This window comes from Henriciella mobilis (assembly GCF_003576315.1).
GTDB classification, from domain to species: Bacteria; Pseudomonadota; Alphaproteobacteria; order Caulobacterales; family Hyphomonadaceae; genus Henriciella; species Henriciella mobilis.
On sequence record NZ_QWFZ01000006.1, the window covers coordinates 29528 to 47383 of the forward strand.

Below are 17856 nucleotides of genomic sequence, written 5' to 3' on the forward strand. Positions count from 1 at the left end.
GCCGGTAGGCATCAAGGGGATTCTTTTTCCTGCTTTGCCTTCTCTTGGCGCATTTTTCTGACCTTTTCTGCCTTCCCGGTGGCGACAAACCAGAAAATCTTCCACGCCAGGCCAAGTGTCAGTTTTCCATCGACGCGCGCCGTGCCCTCCTTTTCCTTGCCGGGAATGTGAGGCGACTTGCGTTTGCGGCGGCGCTTGACCTCTGCATGGTCGGATGCCGGCGGCACCAGCGTACTGATGGTGCCGTCTTCTTCCTCGACGACTTCCAGCTGCGCGGGTTTGCCCTCCTGCTGGGCAGCGGCCGACAGATTGTGTTGAAGGTGCTCGTCGGAAAAATCGATCGCCAGCTCGACCCAGAGCGGCAGGTGATCCGAGATCTGCCAGGTGCGCCAGCGCGAGAGGTAATAGTCCTTGTCCTCGCTGCGGCTCTTTGGCGTGCCGTTCTCCTTCAGCTCGCGATGGCGCTCTGGCAGGACCGGGGCGTAGTGGTCGTAGTGTTCCGGCAGGTACAGCGACTTGGTGAAGTTGAAGGCGCCGGCATTGATAAAGGTTACCTTGTCCTTGCGCGTGCGGAAGGCGATCTGGTCATAATACTTGTCGCCCAGCACATTGGACGGGAAGAGCTCCGGCGGCAGCTGGAAGCCGGCACTCGTGAGGGCATCCATGGTCGCGCCCATCTTGTTGCCGATATTGAAGTCGCCCAGCAGGATGTAGTTCTCGTCCTCGCGGTCTGCCCGCCGGGCCATCTCCTCTGCAATATGCTTTATTTCAGCGACGCGGCGCTGGAACCGGTCGGAGTTCTTTTCATCCGATCCGAAATAGATGTGGACCGTGCAGAGCGTGAAATGAAACCAGCCAGCCCGGAAGCGGACCAGAAAGGGCGTGCGCGCGAATTGCTGCTCATCCGGCAGCAGGGCGTGTTTCGGCAGGACCACCTCGCCAGCGACATTCTGGAAATGGACCTTCGAACGGTCGAAGACAAAAGCCATCCGTTCGCGATTGCCTGATGACCCCACTGTGACATCGGTGGCAATGAAGTCCCATTGCGGCCCGAGGATCTCCATGACCTTGCGCAAGGGGTCGAGATTCTCATTGACCTCCTGAATGGCGCAGACATCGAAGCCGGAGATGATCTCGGCAATATAGAGAAGGCTTTCGCGGCGGCGCGGACCATGCCGGTACTTGTTGTTGTCGAAGTCGCGCAGATTCCATGTGCCGATGATAAGGCTGGAGTTGCGTGTCCGCGATGGAATGCCGATCCCCGGCGGCGATTTCATGTGCGCGCGCAGGTCCAGAAGGCGGCGCGAAACCCAGTCGCGCTCGTCCTCGGTAAAGAGATCGGGATCCCGAAGATCGGCATACCGGACCATACTGTCCCCTTCATGGCCTGCCAGCTGGCCCGCAGCCATTGAGCCTGCGGGTCAGGACTGGCGCGATTCGACAAGCCTGTTCCAGATCAAAACCGCTCATTGGACGTTCAGGCAAGCCATGGCAGGAGATGGCATGTTCAAAACCGCGATCGTCGCTACCCTTGCCGCAATTCTGGCCGTCACGTTCGCCGGGGCGCAGTCCGGGGCCGTCTGCGGGCAGGATACCACGCTTTCCGGGCTGGTGCGCTGCGCCGCTGAAGCGGCCGCCGTGCTGCCGGAAGACAAACGGGTGCGTCTTCGCCCCGACATGCTCCGCACGGCGCAGAGCGTGGGCGGCGATGCGCTCGAAACCGAGATCGCCGGCCGGATGCCGCAGGCGCCAGCAAAACAGCAAACCGACACCGGCCCATATCCGGACTATGGCTGGCAAGCCGCCAAGGATCTGATCGAGTCTGGCGGCATTGAAGCGCTGATGGAGGCTGCGCGGGCAAAGTCCGGGCCGCTTCGCTATGGGCGTGCCGAAGCGTTGCTCGCTGCGGGACAGCGCGCCGCCGGATTCGGGCTTGATGATGGGACAGCTCGCCAGCTTGCCGCTCAGGATGGCCTTGCCTGGCGACTCAACGAGGTCCTCCTGGAGATGGCACGCTCTGCCGAGGCTTTCGAGGCCGGAGACCTTGCCCATGCGGCCGCACGGCTTGCAGCACTGCGCTGCGACCTCAAGACGTTCGACACCGCGCGCATGATGACTCTCGCGCCGGATGCGATCCGATATGCCTTCTGGCGTGCCCGGATTACAGGGGACCGTGCTGGACTACCCACCGCTATCATGACCGGGGCCAGCAGCGAGGATACCAGGCCCATCCGCCAGGCCCTCGATGGGATAGAATTCCTTGCGGAATTCGGGGCGTGCGACGGATAATGCCCTAAAGTCAAAAGACATTCTCGCGATTTGTGCGACTCGGGTGTATAGTCGCCCGCGTGACAGATGATATTGATAGTGAACTGATTGAACCGGTATCCGGCGCCAAGGAAATAGGCGCGCTTGCCCACCTGTACCGGGCGGAGGTTTACCGCTCCACGATCTGGCGCCAGCGGCTTGATATGACGACCAACTGGGCTGTCGTGTCGACCGGCATTGCGCTGTCGGTCAGTTTCGCGACGGCGACAGCCTCGCCGCTCCCGATTCCGCTGGTCGGCATGCTGACCATCATGTTCCTTTTCCTGGAGGCGCGGCGCTACCGTTACTTCATGACCTGGAAGTTCCGGGCGCGCCTGCTGGAGCTGGCGCTGATGGTGCCGATCCTGCGCGGCAAGGGGGGGGACATCGCGCTCGACCGGGGAACAGCGCTTTCGGATGACTATGTCACGCCGGACTTTCACATCTCCGCCTGGCAGGCCATCGGCCACCGGCTGCGGCGCAACTATCTCTGGATATTCATGATCCAGTATGCCGCCTACATCGCGAAAATCTGGATTCACCCGATTGAGGCCGTAACCATCGACCAGATGTTGCAGCGGGCCCATATCGGGCCGGTTCCCGGGCTGCTTGTCCTGGCTGCGGGCACAGCGTTGCTGGTCGCATTCGTAGTGATCACGATCTGGACCTATCGCGAGAAGAAACGGGATACTTCGCGAATGTCCGATTACCTCAAGGGCGAGGATTTTCCGGCCTGATTCCGGCCCTGCCGCATTAGTCCATTGCTATTCCGGGCAAACCCATTATCTACGCGCCAGACGCCTCAGGCATCGATCAAGTGATCCACCAGCCACTTCGGCCCGGATCGAGCGACTTTCCTAAAACGATCGTTGCCTTGCGAACCAAGCCCTGAACGCGCGACTATCCAGCCGGCAGAATGATCTGCTGGCCTGGCCTATTGGCGCCTATTTCCGGTGCGGGAAGACCCCGCCCATCAGGCATATTGAAAGTTTTCTTTTTGACCCAATTCTCCGATCTCGGCCTCGCCGAGCCGATCCTGCGCGCGATTTCCGCACAGGGCTATGAAACCCCGACACCCATCCAGCAACAGGTCATTCCGGCCATGATGGCTGGAAACGATATACTTGGCACGGCGCAGACAGGGACCGGCAAGACCGCCGCCTTCGTGCTACCACTTCTCAATACGCTGGCGAAATCGAACCGCCGCCCAGACGCGAAGGCGTGCCGCGCGCTTGTGCTTGCCCCGACCCGTGAGCTGGCTGCGCAGATCGTCGAGAGTGTCCGGGCCTACAGTGCCGAAATGCGCACCTCCGTGACCATGATCATCGGCGGCATGAAGATTTCCAAGCAGGTGCGCGCCATGCAGCGCGGCATGGATATCGTCGTCGCGACTCCCGGTCGCCTGCTCGATCTGCAATCCCAGAATGCCATCCGCCTCGACCAGGTCGAGACGGTCGTCATCGACGAGGCTGACCACATGATGGATATGGGCTTCCTGCCGCAGATCCGGAAAGTCCTCGCCCAGCTTCCGGAAAAGCGCCAGACGGTGCTGCTGTCGGCCACCATGCCGAAGGATATCCGCGCGCTGGCCGACAAGTTCCTCGACAATCCGGTCAGCATTGCTGTTGCAGCGGAGTCTCGCCCGGTCGAGCGGATCGACCAGAGCGTGCGGTTCCTGACCCCCAATCAGAAGCGTGACGCGCTGACCGAGATTCTCAGCGCCGACAATGTCGACAGTGCCATCGTGTTCACCCGGACCAAGCGCGGCGCCGACCGTGTCTCCCGTCACCTCGAAGATGCCGGAGTCGCCTCCGCCGCAATCCACGGCAACAAGAGCCAGAGCCAGCGCACCAGGACGCTGGATGCCTTCAAGGGCCGTCAGCTGCGCGTCCTCGTGGCAACCGACATCGCGGCGCGCGGTATCGATATCGACAAGGTCAGCCATGTCGTGAACTTTGAGCTGCCCAATGTTCCGGAGTCCTACGTCCACCGCATCGGCCGCACCGCGCGCGCCGGTGAATCCGGTACGGCGATCACGCTTTGCGCCCCCGATGAACGAAAGCTGCTGCGTGATATCGAGAAGGTCATCGGCAACAGGCTGCCAGGTAGCGATGCTGCGGGACCTGATGAATCGCAGGGCGAAAAGGCCGGACGGTCGTTCCGCCCGGAAAAGGACGGCCAGCCCCGGCGCAGGCCACGCCGCCGCGGACCGCGCGGACAGGGCGGCGCAAAAGGGCATCGCAAGGGCCAGGGGCAAAGCAGTCAGGCCTCTTGACCACCCGGCGCTTTTCCCTTTTAAAGCGCCGCTTCAGGACGGGTAGGTGTGGTGCCGCCGTTGAGATCGTGAAGCTCGCAAGGGACGCTTCACCGGCCCACGTCGAAAAAGGAAGACACCTATGTCACGTCGTCACTCGACGAAGTACAAGATCGACCGTCGCGTCGGTGAGAATATCTGGGGCCGCCCCAAATCTCCGGTCAACAAGCGCCCGACCAAACCCGGCCAGCATGGCCAGGGCCGCCGCGGCAAGACCTCTGACTATGGTCTGCAGCTCATGGCCAAGCAGAAGCTGAAATTCCACTACGGTGACATCACCGAGAAGCAGTTCCGCAAGACGTATGACGAAGCCAACCGTCAGAAGGGCAACACGGCAGAGAACCTGATCGGCCTGCTGGAAAGCCGTCTGGAAGCGTTCGTCTATCGCGCCAAGTTCGTTCCGACGATCTTCGCGGCCCGCCAGTTCGTGAACCACGGCCACGTGAAGGTGAACGGTGTGAAGACCAATATCGGGTCCTATCGCCTGAAGGCCGGTGACGTTGTCGAGATCCGCGAGAAGTCCCGCAACATCGCTCTCGTTCTCGAAGCCCTCGGTTCGCCGGAGCGTGACATCCCAGAGTATATCGATGTCGATCCCAAGGCGATGACCGCGACGTTCGTTCGCGTGCCGGAACTCAACGACGTGCCTTATCCGGTCAAGATGGAACCGGCCCAGGTCGTCGAATACTATTCTTCGTAAGTCTGCAAGGACTTGCGCAACAGGTCAGGCCGCGCTCCATTGGGCGCGGCCTTTTCTTTTTGAGTTTCAGGGATCTGGAGGTCCGCACCGATGAGCACCCCATCAATCGAGGACGTTCGCAAGCGATTCATCGCCCCACCCGGCAAACCGTTTGACCTGTCATCCCGAGACAGTGGCGACCGCGATCTTTTCCCGGACAAGAAGCACGCCCGCAAATCGCTGAAGTCGGATGCCGGCGCGATCGATGAGTTGCAGGACCTGCTCTATGCCACGCGCGAAAAGGCTCTGCTCATCGTGCTTCAGGGCATGGACACCTCGGGAAAAAGCGGGGTTATCCGGAACGTGTTCGCGCAGACCTCGCCGCTTGGCATGAAGGTCAAGGCCTTCAAGGCGCCGACGCGGCTCGAGCTTGGCCATGACTATCTCTGGCGGGTGCATGAGGCGACGCCGCGCAAGGGCTTTGTCGGGATATTCGACCGGTCACAGTACGAGGATGTTCTGGTCGTGAAGGTGCGCAATTTCGCGCCCGCAGACCAGGTCGAGCAGCGATATGAGCAGATCAACCAGTTCGAAAAACACCTCAGCGAGAATGGCACGAAGATCCTGAAATTCATGCTCCATGTCGGCTACGAGGAGCAGGGAATCCGCCTCAAGGAGCGCATCACCGAGCCTCACAAGCGGTGGAAATTCAATCCGGCTGACCTCGACGACCGGAAGATCTGGCCGGAATTCATGAAGGCTTACGAGACCATGGTGGAGCGCTGCTCGACCGACTGGGCGCCTTGGTATGTCATTCCTTCCGATAGCCGTACCCGGCGCAATGCTGCCATTGCGCGGATCATTCGCGGCGCCATGGAAGACTTGAAACTGCAGTGGCCGGACCCCGGCTACAAGTTGGAAGACTTTGATTTCGGGTGATTTTCTTCGCCGCCTGAACAGGTTGGCCCGCCCGGTATGACTGGCGACGGGTCAATCACCAGTACCGGGCGGGCCGCATGATGCGCTCGGGCGTCGATTGTCAGGGTCGGGGTCACGACCCACGCATCATGGTCTCCTGAAAGCTAGCCGACCGAAACCGATCCGCCGCTTGATTTGTCGATTGTGACGTCGGTTGCGCCACCGCTGACGCGGACAGATCCGCCGCTGGACGCATCGGCATTCACGCGATTGGTGGCGTAGGCGCGGATCGAGGCACCGCTCGAAACATCGGCCTCAAGCGCCGTGCATTGCAGGTCCGAGGCATCGATGCTCGCGCCGGACGAGGCATCGGCATCGATTTCCGTGCAGCTGCCGGAAATTTCAGCGCTGGAGCCGCTGGAGGCTTCGACTTCTATATCGCCGACGGAAGCATTTGTGATGACGGCCCGGGCGCCGGAGGATACGTCGAGGGAGGCGTCGTCGCCGGAGAGGCCACTGCCTTCGATATAGGAGCCGGAAGACGCCTCGATATCGCTCAGCGAGGGCACCCCAACCGTGACTGTGTAGGACTCGCGCTTGCCGCCCCAGTTTATCTTCTTGGCGCGGGAGAGGATAAGCGCCCCGTCATCCACCTCGACCTTTATGTCGCTGAAGTCACCTTTTTCGTTCTCTACCGACACCGATTGCGGCACGCCGGTTTCGTAGTAAACTTTTATGCCTGCCGAGACGTCGATGGCGTCAAAATCCGACACGCTGAAGGTGCGTGTTTCAGCGAAGGCAGGTGTAGCAGCGACAGCGCCTGCAGCGAGGCCGGCAAGGGCAATACGAACGCGCATGATGGTATCCTTTTTCAAAGTCCGTCGCAGGGAGAATCTAGTACTTGACTTGTTCATATCGATAGTCAATACGCTTCAATATCGTAAGTCAATAAGGAATCTTTCGATGACGAAAAATTTTTCCTCCCTGCTCATGCTTCCAGTCATGGGTGCTACACTTGTCGCTCTCTCGGGTTGTATCGTAATTGATGCCGATGAGGAAGACCTTCATTCGGAACTGGCAATTTCCCCGCACTACGGCACGATCAAGGCGGCGGATATTACCGGGGACACGGTGACGGTCCGGGTCTCCTCCAATGGCTGCACCACGAAGGAGTTCATCGGCACTGATGTGCGGCGGATGAATGGTGACCTGTTCTCGGTCGGGTTCTACCGCGAGAAGGAGGATTATTGCCGCGCGAACCTGCCGGACGGTGTGGCGCTGAGCTGGTCATTCTCCGAGCTCGGCATCCCCGACGGGGCAGAGGTGAGCGTGCGCAACACGGTCCGCAACTAGATTGGCCGGAGTCTATTTTCCGTACAATTCCAGTATGATTCCGGTATAATTCCAGTCTGATTGCAGTCTGGCGCCGGACATCCCGGCCCATTCAAGCCGGTTCGGCGTAAAGGTCGTATTCGTCGGCGTCCGTCACCCGGACGCTGACGATGTCGCCGGCCGAGACATCTGTAGCGCCGGAGAGATAGACAACGCCGTCGATTTCCGGTGCGTCGGCCTTCGACCGGGCCAGAATTTCCCCCGGTTCCTCGCCCGGCCCGTCAATGATGACGTCCTGCACCGTTCCGATCTGGGCGGCGGCCCGTTCGGCGGAAATTTCCGCCTGCAGTGCCATGAAGCGGTGCCAGCGCTCTTCTTTCACCTCTTCCGGCAGATGGCCCTCGAGCATCCGGCTCTCGGCATGTTCGACATTCTCGTATTTGAAGCAGCCGGCCCGGTCGATCTTCGCCTCGCGGATGAAGTCGAGCAGGATTTCGAAGTCTTCTTCGGTCTCGCCCGGAAAGCCGACAATGAAGGTCGACCGGATGGTCATGCCCGGCACGTCGCGGCGCCATTGCTGGATGCGCTCCAGAACCCGGTCCTGCTTGGCCGGGCGCTTCATCGCCTTCAGCACGTTGGCCGAGGCATGCTGGAAGGGGATGTCGAGATAAGGGAGGATCGCCCCCTCGGCCATCAGCGGGATCACCTTGTCGACATGCGGGTAAGGGTAGACATAATGCATCCGCACCCAGGCGCCGAGCGAGCCGAGCCCGCGCGCGAGGTCGAGGAAGCGGGTCTCATAAGCTTCGCCCTTCCAGGTCTGCGGGGCGTATTTCACATCGAGCCCATAGGCCGACGTATCCTGGCTGATCACCAGCAGCTCGTTCACACCAGCTTTCACCAGCTGTTCGGCTTCGGTCAGCACATGATGGATCGGGCGCGAGACAAGGTCGCCGCGCAGCTTCGGGATGATGCAGAAGCTGCAGCGATTGTTACAGCCCTCTGAAATCTTGAGATAGGAATAGTGGCGCGGTGTGAGCTTCAGCCCCGTCTCCGGCACAAGGTCGGTATAGGCATTGGCGGGCGGGGTGAGATGGGTGTGCACCGCATCCATCACCTGCTCATACTGGTGCGGCCCGGTCACCGCGAGCACCTTGGGATGGGCCTTCTGGATCACCTCCGGCTCGGCGCCAAGGCACCCCGTCACGATCACCTTGCCATTCGCCTCGATGGCCTCGCCGATGGCTTCGAGGCTTTCATCGCGCGCACTGTCGAGAAAGCCGCACGTATTCACGAGCACAAGGTCGGCGCCCTCATAATCCGGCGCGATGGCATAGCCCTCGGCGCGCAGGCGCGTGATGATGCGTTCGCTATCGACCAGCGCCTTGGGGCAGCCAAGCGAGACAATGCCGACCTTGGGCTGGGTCTTCGGCTCACGCGTTTTCGGCGGGGTCTGGATGAGGGTGCTCATGGCCCGCGCCTTTACCAGCGACAGCAAGATTTAGGAAGTGGTTAGGTCTGTAGGGCTGAGGTATTCGCTGATGCGCAGCCGCACCAGGACAGGAGAAAGACATGACACTCGAAGACTACCAGGCGGACCTCCGCCGCTCCTATGTCGGCGGCGGGCCAAGCGCCACTGTCTCCGGCCTTGTCTGGTCGGCGACTGCCATCGTGTTCAGCCAGTCAGGCCTTCAGGCGGGTTTTGCGACGCTGTTTTTCGGCGGCATGGTGATCTTTCCCATCAGCATGCTGCTCTGCCGGACGCTCTTCGGCCGTGCGGGCGTTGTTGCGGGTAATCCCGGCGGGCGGATCGTGGTCGAGACACTGCCCATGATGTTTGTCGGCCTGTTCGTCGCCTGGCTGCTGATGGCGAACCGGCCGGACCTTGTCTTCCCCATCGCGGCCATGGCCGTGGGCGCGCATTACTTCAACTTCCGCACCGCCTATGGCGACATGACCTATTACATACTCGGCGGCCTGATGGTGGCCGTCGGCGCCGTCGCAGCCATGGGACTGGGGCTCACATCGCTGCACACGATCGCGCTCATCGCGGCCATCGAAATCGCCTTCGGCGCCTACCTGGTCTTGGCGAACAGGAAGAGCGGCTGAGGACATCAGTGGTTTGCGCCCCGGCCAAACAGCGGGAGTGGAACGCCTCGCTCGAGCCACGGCAAGGCGAGTGACTGAGAGGCTTCGTTTTCCACCAAGCTCGTCCTGGCCCCTCGTTGGACAGGCGCGGCGGGGATCGGTTAGAAGGCCCGCATGACCGATGACTTCATTGACCGGGTCTACAGGACGACCGGACAGGACGAGATGCGCGCCCTCTATGATGACTGGGCAGCCGGTTATGACGCGGATCTCGAGGACAGCGCATACAGGACGCCGGGACGTGTCGCGGAGGCGCTCAGCGCCGCCCTCGCCGACAAGCAGGCGCCCATGCTCGATTTTGCCTGCGGCACCGGCCTTTCCGGGGTCGCGCTGGCCGATGCCGGTTTCAAGGTCATCGACGGCGCCGATATTTCCGACGGCATGCTCGAAGAGGCCCGGCGCAAGGGCGTCTACAGGCATCTCATCAGGACCAGGCCGGACCAGCCGCTGCCGGTCGAACGTGGGGCCTACCGCGCGATCACCGCGGTTGGCGCGATCAGCGTCGGGGCCGCACCCGGCGCGCTCTATGACGAACTCGTCGACCTTCTCGCGCCCGGCGGCCTCATGGTGCTGTCGCTGAATGACCGCAGCATTGCATTGGAGGATTATGGCGGGCGCCTGAAGGCGAGCATCGAGGCCGGGAAGGTCCGCAAACTGTCAGAGGAGACGGGCCCGCACCTCGTCCATGACGGCAAGACGACGCAATCGACGGTCTATGTGCTGGAGCGGCGCGCCTGAGGGCGGTGCCTTATCCGCCCGACAGGACACCGCTTCTTTCCAGCTGCTCAAGCCTGTCCTCGTCATAGCCGAGTTCGGACAGGACCGCCCGGTTGTGTTCGCCGAGGAAGGGGGCGGCGCCCCTGATGCGGCTGGGCGTGCCATCGAATTGCGCGACGGGACGCGGCTGGCGCACCGGGCCGAGCGTTCCGTATTCGTCGACGATGAGGAGGCCATTCGCCTTGACCTGCTCATCGTCGAGAAGGTCATAGCGTGTCAGCAGCGGCGCGCTCGGCACATCGGCCTCGTTGAGGGCCGCGAGCAGCGCCTCTGACGACCATCGCGCCATTTCGGCCGCGCACAATTCCTTGCGGATGCCGACATTGCGCATGCGGGGACCTGCCTCTCTGAAGCGGGGGTCCTCGATCCATTCCGGCTTGCCCAGCACCGTGCAGAGGCCCTTCCACTCTGCGTCCGAGACGGCACCCACCGTGATGTAGCCGTCCTTCGTTTCGTAGATCAGGTCCATGCCGGAGCGGAATTCCGCCGGGTCCTTTTCCTGGCCGACAAAGTTGAGCGTGGCCATCTGCTCGGGCCAGAAGAAGGCGATCAGGGCGTCGAGCATCGACAGTCTGATATGCTGGCCAGCGCCGGTGCGGGCCCGCGCGAACAGGCCCGCCGAGATCGCCTGGGCGGCGGTCAGCGCGGTCACCTTGTCCGCGATGATGACCTGGAACATTTGCGGGCGGCCGGTCTTGCGGTCCGCCTGCACGTCGGTCGCCCCGGTCAGGGCCTGTATCACCGGATCGTAGACGCGCTTGTGGGAATAGGGGCCGGCATCGCCGAAGCCGCTCATGGAGACGTAGAGGATGTCCGACCGGATCGCGCGCACATCAGCCTCGCCAAAGCCCATCCGGTCGATGGCGCCGGGGCGGAAATTCTGCACCAGCACATCGGCGCTTGCGATCAGGTCGCGCAGGACCGCCTTGCCCGCATCGGTCTTGAGGTCGAGCGATACCGATTTCTTGCCGCGGTTGCAGGAGAAGAAGCCGCCGGACATGCCCTTGTGGGCGGGGCCGAGGGCGCGCATCTGGTCGCCCCGCGGCGCCTCGATCTTGATGACGTCGGCGCCCTGGTCGGCCAGGATCATGCACGCCATGGGGCCGGAGACCATGGTTGTCAGGTCGAGTATCCTGATGCCGTCAAACGCGCCTGGCATGTCATCCCCCTGAAGTCTGATCGCGGGTGAGCCTGCCAGCATGCACGGGCCGGGCGTCTCCGGCTAGTTCTGCATCGGAATATGCTCGTCCCAGCGAAAGCCGATGCCGCCGCCCTGCCAGACGCCGGCGCTGAACGGGTTTGCGCCATGGATGTCGACATAGGCCGGCAGGCCGAAGCCGGGCGAGAGCGGGTGGATCCCGCGAACCGTACTGCGGTGCATGATCCTGAGGCCCTGCTGCTCGGCGGGCAGGTGCGCTTCCGGCGCCGCGCGGTGCGCGACCGCGAGATTGTCGATGAAGACGCAATCATTCTCTTCATATTCGAAGGCGATGGCATAGCCATTGTCGAGGCCGGCATTGAGGATGTCGTTATATTCCCGGCAGAGCCTCGTCAGCTCGGACGCGTCAAGCAACCGGAACCCGTCTTCATCTGGCAGTTTCTCGATGACGGCGCCGGTCATGCCGAGGTGGAGCCAGATGCAGTTTTGCTCCGATATGGGATGCGTGTGCACCAGCGGGTGCGTGACGCCGGAATTGGAGTTCACCGAGGTCAGCCGGCTCCAGTACGCCTTCTTGGCATCGGGCAGGGCGTCATAGGCGCCAGCCTGATGGGCGAAATAGGTCCCGCCGCCTTTTTCGGCCGGCCGGATGATGTGGTAGCCGGAATGGGAGAACGTCGCGGGAATGAAGCTGCCATCATTGTGCCATTGCGGACCGACGCCGGGGATGCCGTGCGCGCGGTCATTCGACAGACGGAAGACGTGCGGGTTGCCGCCGGGCGTTGCCGGGTGGATGCCATGCGTGCTGTGCAATTGCCGTCCGCCCCACCAGCAGCTGGCGCGCAGGAAATCATCGACGTCCAGTTGCTTCGGGTTCTTGAAAACGAGGAAGCCGCGCCGGGCCATTTCCTGTTCCAGCGCGCGGCGCAGGTCGGGTGGCGGCGGGCTTTCGGATGTCAGGTCGATCCCGTGGACCTCTGCGCCAATCGGCTCCAGCGGGAGGAGCTTGCCGCCGGAAGCCTCGACAATGGCGACGTGGTCCGGATCAAGCGGTGGCAGGCTGGACGTGCTGTCAGGCAATGAGAGCCTCCTTCCCGACTCCACCTAGGAACGCGCAGGCCTTCACGAAAGGGGGCGGCCCCGGAAATGGCTTTGACCTTTTTTTGACCCGACCTACGCTTTGTCTATTGTGACCAGGCGTCAGATCAGGGCAGGCAGTGCGGTTCGCATTCGCGGTGTTTGCTATTGATCGCGGGATAAGAAGGGGGCTTTGAGGGCATGGGTTCATTTGTTCGGTTTCTGGTGGCGGGGCTATGCAGCCTGGCCGTGCTCACAGGCTGCGCCAGCCATCGCGGGGCGGGCACGATCAGCCCCTCGGGATATGCCTATAATGAAGCGATTGCGAAGACGAAGAGCGAGCAGCTCCTGCTCAACCTGGTGCGCCTGAAATATCGCGATCCCATCGTGTTCATGGATATCGACGGCATCACGACGCAGCACCAGTACGTGTTCTCCGCCTCGGCCGAAAACCTCATACCGTTCCGCAACACCGCTGATGGCTCCTCGCTGATCATTCCGGGCGCGAGCGTCAGCGAGACACCGACCACGGTCTACAAGCCGCTCGACAGCAGCCAGTTCGCGCAGGACCTCCTTGCCCCGATTGCGCCGGAAACCGTCGTGCTGCTGGCCAATTCCGGCTGGAGCGTCGAGCGCCTGATGGCGTGCTGCATCGAACGTATCGGGCCGCTCTCGAATGCAGCCAGCGTCTCGGGCCCGACACCGGCCACCATTCCTGACAATTATGCGTTTCGCCAGACGGCAGGGCTGGTCCGCGAACTCCAGCAGGAGGAGCGCGTCACGATCGAGCGCCTGCCCGGCGGTGAAGGGGCTGGAACGCATCTCGTGATCGATGCGGTCGATACCGATGTCTGCGCGCCGCTTCGGGCGCTACTGGAGGCGCCGGATTGTGCGATGGAGTTCCGCCTCGTCGCAAAGGATTCCGGCCGGCAGGCCGATGCGGCCTTCGCCCAGACCCGCACCGTCCTTGGCGCGCTCTACACGCTGTCGCATGCGGTCGACGTGCCGCCGGCGCATCTCGATGCCGGCCTGACGACGCAGAGCGGAGTGGCCTCAGCACGCACGCCGGACTGGGCAGCCTATCTCGGCAATATCTTCGAGGTTCGTGCCGGGGCCAGCGAGCCAGCGGGTGCGGCGGTGAAAATCTTCTATCGCGATCACTGGTACTGGATCGATGACCAGGACCTGCAGTCGAAGACGACCTTCAACCTCGTCACCTTCCTGCTTGCCCTGCAGTCCGCCGCCAGCGACGGCGCCTCGCCGCTGCTGACAATCAATGCGGGGGGGTGAAGGGGCGCGCTGGATGGAAGGCCCGCCTTGCTTCGGGCGCTTCAAGTCTGGCGAGGCCTGTCAGTCCTGTTCGGGCACGCAGGCGTCGCCGCGCTTCTGGTAGGGCTTGTCACACTCCCAGCGGCTGCCGGTGTAGTCGAGATGGGCGTTCTCCGGCACCGTGACGGGCTCACACTTGGATCCCGCCGCACGATAGCCGCGGTCACAGGCCCAGCCCGGTCCATAAGAGGTGGTTTCGAGATATCCGTTCTCGGGCACGGCAACTTCAATGCACGAATCGCCTGAGCGGTAAAAACCGCGTTCGCAAACCCATTCGGACCCGAACGAGGTATCGCTGAGATAGGCATTCTCAGGTACCTGGATGGGCATGCAGCGGTCGAGCACGACCATGTAGCCGCGCTCGCATTCCCAGCCGAGCGGGCTGTGGCGGTCCGAGAGGAAGGCATTGTCGGGAACATCCAGCGCGACGCAGGTGTCACCAGCTGCACGATACCCGCGATCGCATCCCCAGCTGTCACCGCGCTCCTTGAGGTAGCCATTGGGGGGAACAGCGACGGGCACGCACCGCCCGTCATTGGGAATGTATCCGTGCTTGCACAGCCATCCCCGATCATAGGAGCGGCTGGACAGGTAGGCGTTCTCGGGCAGTGCGATTGGCTCGCACGCACCTTCATTCCTGAAGAAACCGAGGTCGCAGGTCCAGCTGCCCCCATAGGCCGAGCGCGTGGCATTGTCCGGCAGGAGGTCAGCCTGCTGGCGGGCGCTGGCCACGGCTGGCAGGAAGAGCTGGGCGGCGAGGATGAGGGCGAATAGCAGGGCGATGTGGATGCGCCTGTCAGACAGGGGCTTGCGGTCCTGGCCTGGGGCAGGGGCGTCCAGCCTGTCCGGGCCAGCCGGACATGTTGTTCCAAACGTGATCATGGAGATCCTTTCTCGGGCCGGCACGCGAGATGTACGCAGCAGCGCCGTGCGCTCCGGTCTTGTCCGGAGCGTTGCGGGCAGAACCGGCGTGAACAGGATCTGAAATGAAATCGTGTCTGAAGGGAGAGGCTAAACCAACCGGGAGTCCAATCGGCGTATTCCACGCCGCCAGCCCATGCGCGCGTGTCGCGCTTCGACAGCCCATCAGTGGGGCCTATGGGGCGTTAGGTCAATCAGCTTCTGTCAGCAGGGAACCGCCGGGCGGGTGCCCGGATTGCATCCCGAGGGCTCGCGGTTGGGGCAAACCGTAAATTGTGAGAATGGCAGGCCCGCCTCAGGCCGCTTCCATCTCGATGCCCTTTTCGGCCATGAACTCTTTCAGTTCACCGCTTTCGAACATTTCCTTGATGATGTCGCAGCCGCCGACGAATTCGCCCTTCACATAGAGCTGGGGAATGGTCGGCCAGTCGGAATAGACCTTGATGCCTTCGCGCACGGCCTGGTCTTCCAAGACGTTGGTCGCAACATAGTCGACGCCGAGATAGTCGAGCACCTGGACGACGACCGAGGAGAAACCGCATTGCGGGAAGGTCGGCGTGCCTTTCATGAAGAGCACCACGTCATTGCCCTTCACGGCCTTGTCGATGGCTGCCTGGATGTCGTCGCTCATGTGAGGTCTCCGGTGTCTGGCTTCGCGAAGAGAGATGAGGCGGAGACGGGCCGGCTTCAAGAGGCCCGTCTGCCGACTACTCCTTCACTTCCTTCATGACCTGTTCGCGCGCGACGGCGATCAGTTCGGCCATGTGCTCGCGGATGCGGGCATCGGTGCGGTCGACGCCGGCCTTGTCGAGGTCGCCGCGCACCTTGCGGAAGACGTCCTCATCGCCCGGCTCTTCCAGGTCCGACATGACGACGGTCTTGGCATAGGCCTCTGCATCCTTGCCCGACAGGTTCATCAGGTCTGCGGCCCAGAGGCCGAGCAGCTTGTTGCGGCGGTTCATGATCTTGAACTGGAGCGCGGAGTCGTGGGCGTACTTTGCTTCCTCGGCGCGTTCACGGTCGTCGAAAGTGCTCATTTGGCAGGCCTTCCTGTCTTGGTGGGCATATCAGTGTTCCGGCGCGGTATAGTTCGCCGCAGCCCTGTCGCGCAAGACTGCCACGGCGCCGCAGCCCACGGCAAGCAGCCAATCGCTTTTCCGGCCCCGAAACATGACACTGAATCAGCATTTGTTTCGCCGCGCGCTTCGGAGTAACACTCCACACTTGATTCCGAGGGGTGGCACCGGGGTGCCCGGGCACTGCCGCCTGCTTTCCTCCAGGGGGAGATTCGCGATGTCGCGCCGGCGCATGATTTATGAAGGCAAGGCCAAGATCCTCTATGAGGGACCTGAGCCCGGTACGCTGATCCAGTATTTCAAGGATGACGCCACCGCGTTCAACGCGGAAAAGAAAGCCGTTCTCGATGGCAAGGGCGTCCTGAACAACCGCATCAGCGAGTTCATCATGACCCGCCTCGGCGCGGTCGGCATCCCGAACCATTTCATCAAGCGCATAAACATGCGCGAGCAGCTGATCCGCAAGGTCGAGATCATCCCGCTCGAAGTGATCGTGCGCAATGTCGCTGCCGGCACCATGTCGAAGCGCCTCGGCATCGCCGAGGGCGAGACGCTGCCGCGCGCCATCGTCGAGTTCTGCTACAAGAAGGACGAGCTGGGCGATCCGCTGGTCTCCGAAGAGCATATCGCCGCCTTTGGCTGGGCGAGCCCGCAGGAGCTGGATGACATCATCTCGCTGGCCCTGCGCATCAATGACTTCATGTCCGGCCTGTTTGCGGCTGTCGGTATCCGCCTCGTTGATTTCAAGCTGGAATTCGGCCGTCACTTCGAGGGCGACATGGTGCGCACCATCCTCGCCGATGAGATCAGCCCGGACAGCTGCCGGCTGTGGGACCTCGTGACCAATGAGAAGCTCGACAAGGACCGCTTCCGCCGCGACCTTGGCGGGGTGACGGAGGCCTATGCAGAGGTCGCCCGGCGTCTCGGCATCATCAAGGAAAGCGCGCAGGGCGGAGAAGTCGTCGACTTTTCCAGCGCTGGCAAATAGGGCGCTCACCGCTGGTTTCCATCGCCGGGCAAATCGGCTAAACCCGCGCCGGATCGTCAGCAAAGACAGGAAATCCTGACCATGAAAGCCATTGTCCATGTCGGCCTGAAACCCGGTGTCCTCGATCCGCAGGGCAAGGCTGTGGCCGACACGCTCGGCCGGATGGGCTATTCGGAAGTCCAGGGCGCGCGCATCGGCAAGGTGATCGAGCTGGACCTCACCGGCATCGACCCGGCCAAGGCGGACACGCGCGTCAAGGAGATGTGCGAGAAGCTGCTCGCCAATACGGTGATCGAATCCTATCGATACGAACTGGTCGAATAGGGTTCTCCCGCGCTAGGCTCTGCCGGAAAACCGGAGGAGCCCGCCATGATCAAACTCACCTTCTGCCTGCACCGCCTGCCGCATCTTTCGCGGGAGGAATTCCAGACATACTGGCGCGAACAGCACGCTCCGCTGGTGGCCAAGCATGCCAAGACGCTGGGCATTGCGCGCTATGTGCAGACCCACGCGGTAACGCATGATTTCAACGGCGTGATGCGGGAAAGCCGCGGGGCGCCGGAGATGTATGACGGCGTCGCCGAGCTCTGGTGGGACAGCTGGGAGGCGCTGTTCAAGGCCGGCGAGAACCCCGGCAATGCCGAGGCTGGCGCCGCCCTGCTGGAGGACGAGCGCAAATTCATCGACCTCGCCCGCTCCCCGCTCTGGTTCAACGAGGAACATGTGATCGTGGGGTGAGAGCTTCCCCGCTGGCACGGTTCCTGGACCGGCCGGTCAGGCCATAAAAGAAAAGCCCCGGTCGGTCTGACCGGGGCTTTGTATTTTGATCCG

20 protein-coding genes are annotated in these 17856 nt (G+C 62.3%); 12 read left to right on the plus strand and 8 right to left on the minus strand.

The genetic code is table 11. The features are described from left to right. Positions 1 to 11: 11 nt before the first annotated feature. Positions 12 to 1409: an endonuclease/exonuclease/phosphatase family protein gene (locus D1227_RS05135; protein ID WP_119404081.1), complete on the minus strand. Its 1398-nt coding sequence runs from the start codon at positions 1407 to 1409 to the stop codon at positions 12 to 14. A 94-nt stretch (positions 1410 to 1503) separates the two neighbouring features. Between D1227_RS05135 and D1227_RS05140 the strand changes: the two genes are divergently transcribed. From D1227_RS05140 to D1227_RS05160, 5 genes are all read left to right on the plus strand, one after another. Beyond that, positions 1504 to 2289 (plus strand): hypothetical protein, encoded by a 786-nt coding sequence (locus tag D1227_RS05140; protein ID WP_119404082.1) that lies wholly within the window; start codon positions 1504 to 1506, stop codon positions 2287 to 2289. A 59-nt stretch (positions 2290 to 2348) separates the two neighbouring features. Then, complete coding sequence (locus tag D1227_RS05145; protein WP_233349812.1) at positions 2349 to 3044, plus strand: DUF2270 domain-containing protein; 696 nt, start codon at positions 2349 to 2351, stop codon at positions 3042 to 3044. 260 nt (positions 3045 to 3304) lie between these two features. Then, positions 3305 to 4582 (plus strand): DEAD/DEAH box helicase, encoded by a 1278-nt coding sequence (locus D1227_RS05150; protein WP_119404297.1) that lies wholly within the window; start codon positions 3305 to 3307, stop codon positions 4580 to 4582. Positions 4583 to 4703: 121 nt separating this feature from the next. Next, the gene (rpsD, locus tag D1227_RS05155; RefSeq protein WP_119374518.1) at positions 4704 to 5321 is read left to right on the plus strand and encodes a 30S ribosomal protein S4; all 618 of its coding nucleotides are present in this window, start codon (positions 4704 to 4706) and stop codon (positions 5319 to 5321) included. Positions 5322 to 5411: 90 nt separating this feature from the next. Next, on the plus strand, positions 5412 to 6239 hold the full coding sequence (locus D1227_RS05160; protein WP_119404083.1) for a PPK2 family polyphosphate kinase: 828 nt from the start codon (positions 5412 to 5414) through the stop codon (positions 6237 to 6239). A 143-nt stretch (positions 6240 to 6382) separates the two neighbouring features. On the opposite strand, the gene D1227_RS05165 is transcribed toward D1227_RS05160, so the two are convergent. Continuing rightward, positions 6383 to 7075, minus strand: a complete 693-nt coding sequence (locus tag D1227_RS05165; protein WP_158586565.1) for a head GIN domain-containing protein — start codon at positions 7073 to 7075, stop codon at positions 6383 to 6385. Between the two features lie 106 nt (positions 7076 to 7181). Between D1227_RS05165 and D1227_RS05170 the strand changes: the two genes are divergently transcribed. Beyond that, positions 7182 to 7571: a hypothetical protein gene (locus tag D1227_RS05170; RefSeq protein ID WP_119404084.1), complete on the plus strand. Its 390-nt coding sequence runs from the start codon at positions 7182 to 7184 to the stop codon at positions 7569 to 7571. A 91-nt stretch (positions 7572 to 7662) separates the two neighbouring features. On the opposite strand, the gene rimO is transcribed toward D1227_RS05170, so the two are convergent. Next, on the minus strand, positions 7663 to 9021 hold the full coding sequence (rimO, locus tag D1227_RS05175) for a 30S ribosomal protein S12 methylthiotransferase RimO (RefSeq protein ID WP_119404085.1): 1359 nt from the start codon (positions 9019 to 9021) through the stop codon (positions 7663 to 7665). 101 nt (positions 9022 to 9122) lie between these two features. On the opposite strand from rimO, the gene D1227_RS05180 reads away from it, so the two are divergent. Both D1227_RS05180 and D1227_RS05185 read left to right on the plus strand, forming a co-directional pair. Next, positions 9123 to 9659 carry a DUF7010 family protein gene (locus D1227_RS05180; protein WP_119404086.1) on the plus strand — a complete coding sequence of 179 codons (537 nt, stop codon included), beginning with the start codon at positions 9123 to 9125 and terminating at the stop codon, positions 9657 to 9659. Positions 9660 to 9812: 153 nt separating this feature from the next. Next, a complete protein-coding gene (locus tag D1227_RS05185) occupies positions 9813 to 10436 on the plus strand; it encodes a class I SAM-dependent DNA methyltransferase (RefSeq protein WP_119404087.1) in 624 nt (207 codons plus the stop codon). Positions 10437 to 10446: 10 nt separating this feature from the next. Here the strand turns inward: D1227_RS05185 and D1227_RS05190 are convergent, their stop codons facing one another. Further along, positions 10447 to 11634, minus strand: a complete 1188-nt coding sequence (locus tag D1227_RS05190) for a CaiB/BaiF CoA transferase family protein (RefSeq protein ID WP_233349810.1) — start codon at positions 11632 to 11634, stop codon at positions 10447 to 10449. A gap of 63 nt (positions 11635 to 11697) precedes the next feature. Then, entirely contained in the window at positions 11698 to 12714 is a 1017-nt protein-coding gene (locus D1227_RS05195; protein WP_119404089.1) for a TauD/TfdA dioxygenase family protein, read from the minus strand. Positions 12715 to 12912: 198 nt separating this feature from the next. On the opposite strand from D1227_RS05195, the gene D1227_RS05200 reads away from it, so the two are divergent. Continuing rightward, complete coding sequence (locus D1227_RS05200) at positions 12913 to 14001, plus strand: hypothetical protein (RefSeq protein ID WP_119404090.1); 1089 nt, start codon at positions 12913 to 12915, stop codon at positions 13999 to 14001. 60 nt (positions 14002 to 14061) lie between these two features. On the opposite strand, the gene D1227_RS05205 is transcribed toward D1227_RS05200, so the two are convergent. From D1227_RS05205 to D1227_RS05215, 3 genes are all read right to left on the minus strand, one after another. Continuing rightward, a complete protein-coding gene (locus tag D1227_RS05205; RefSeq protein WP_119404091.1) occupies positions 14062 to 14922 on the minus strand; it encodes a hypothetical protein in 861 nt (286 codons plus the stop codon). A 334-nt stretch (positions 14923 to 15256) separates the two neighbouring features. Then, positions 15257 to 15592, minus strand: coding sequence for a Grx4 family monothiol glutaredoxin (gene grxD, locus D1227_RS05210; RefSeq protein WP_119374531.1), 336 nt, complete (start codon positions 15590 to 15592; stop codon positions 15257 to 15259). A gap of 76 nt (positions 15593 to 15668) precedes the next feature. Further along, the gene (locus D1227_RS05215) at positions 15669 to 15998 is read right to left on the minus strand and encodes a DUF1476 domain-containing protein (protein WP_119374532.1); all 330 of its coding nucleotides are present in this window, start codon (positions 15996 to 15998) and stop codon (positions 15669 to 15671) included. A 256-nt stretch (positions 15999 to 16254) separates the two neighbouring features. Between D1227_RS05215 and purC the strand changes: the two genes are divergently transcribed. From purC to D1227_RS05230, 3 genes are all read left to right on the plus strand, one after another. Then, positions 16255 to 17025 (plus strand): phosphoribosylaminoimidazolesuccinocarboxamide synthase, encoded by a 771-nt coding sequence (purC, locus tag D1227_RS05220; protein WP_119374533.1) that lies wholly within the window; start codon positions 16255 to 16257, stop codon positions 17023 to 17025. Positions 17026 to 17106: 81 nt separating this feature from the next. Then, entirely contained in the window at positions 17107 to 17349 is a 243-nt protein-coding gene (gene purS / locus D1227_RS05225) for a phosphoribosylformylglycinamidine synthase subunit PurS (protein WP_119374534.1), read from the plus strand. A gap of 45 nt (positions 17350 to 17394) precedes the next feature. Beyond that, a complete protein-coding gene (locus D1227_RS05230; protein WP_119404092.1) occupies positions 17395 to 17763 on the plus strand; it encodes an EthD domain-containing protein in 369 nt (122 codons plus the stop codon). The last annotated feature ends 93 nt before the right edge of the window (positions 17764 to 17856 follow it).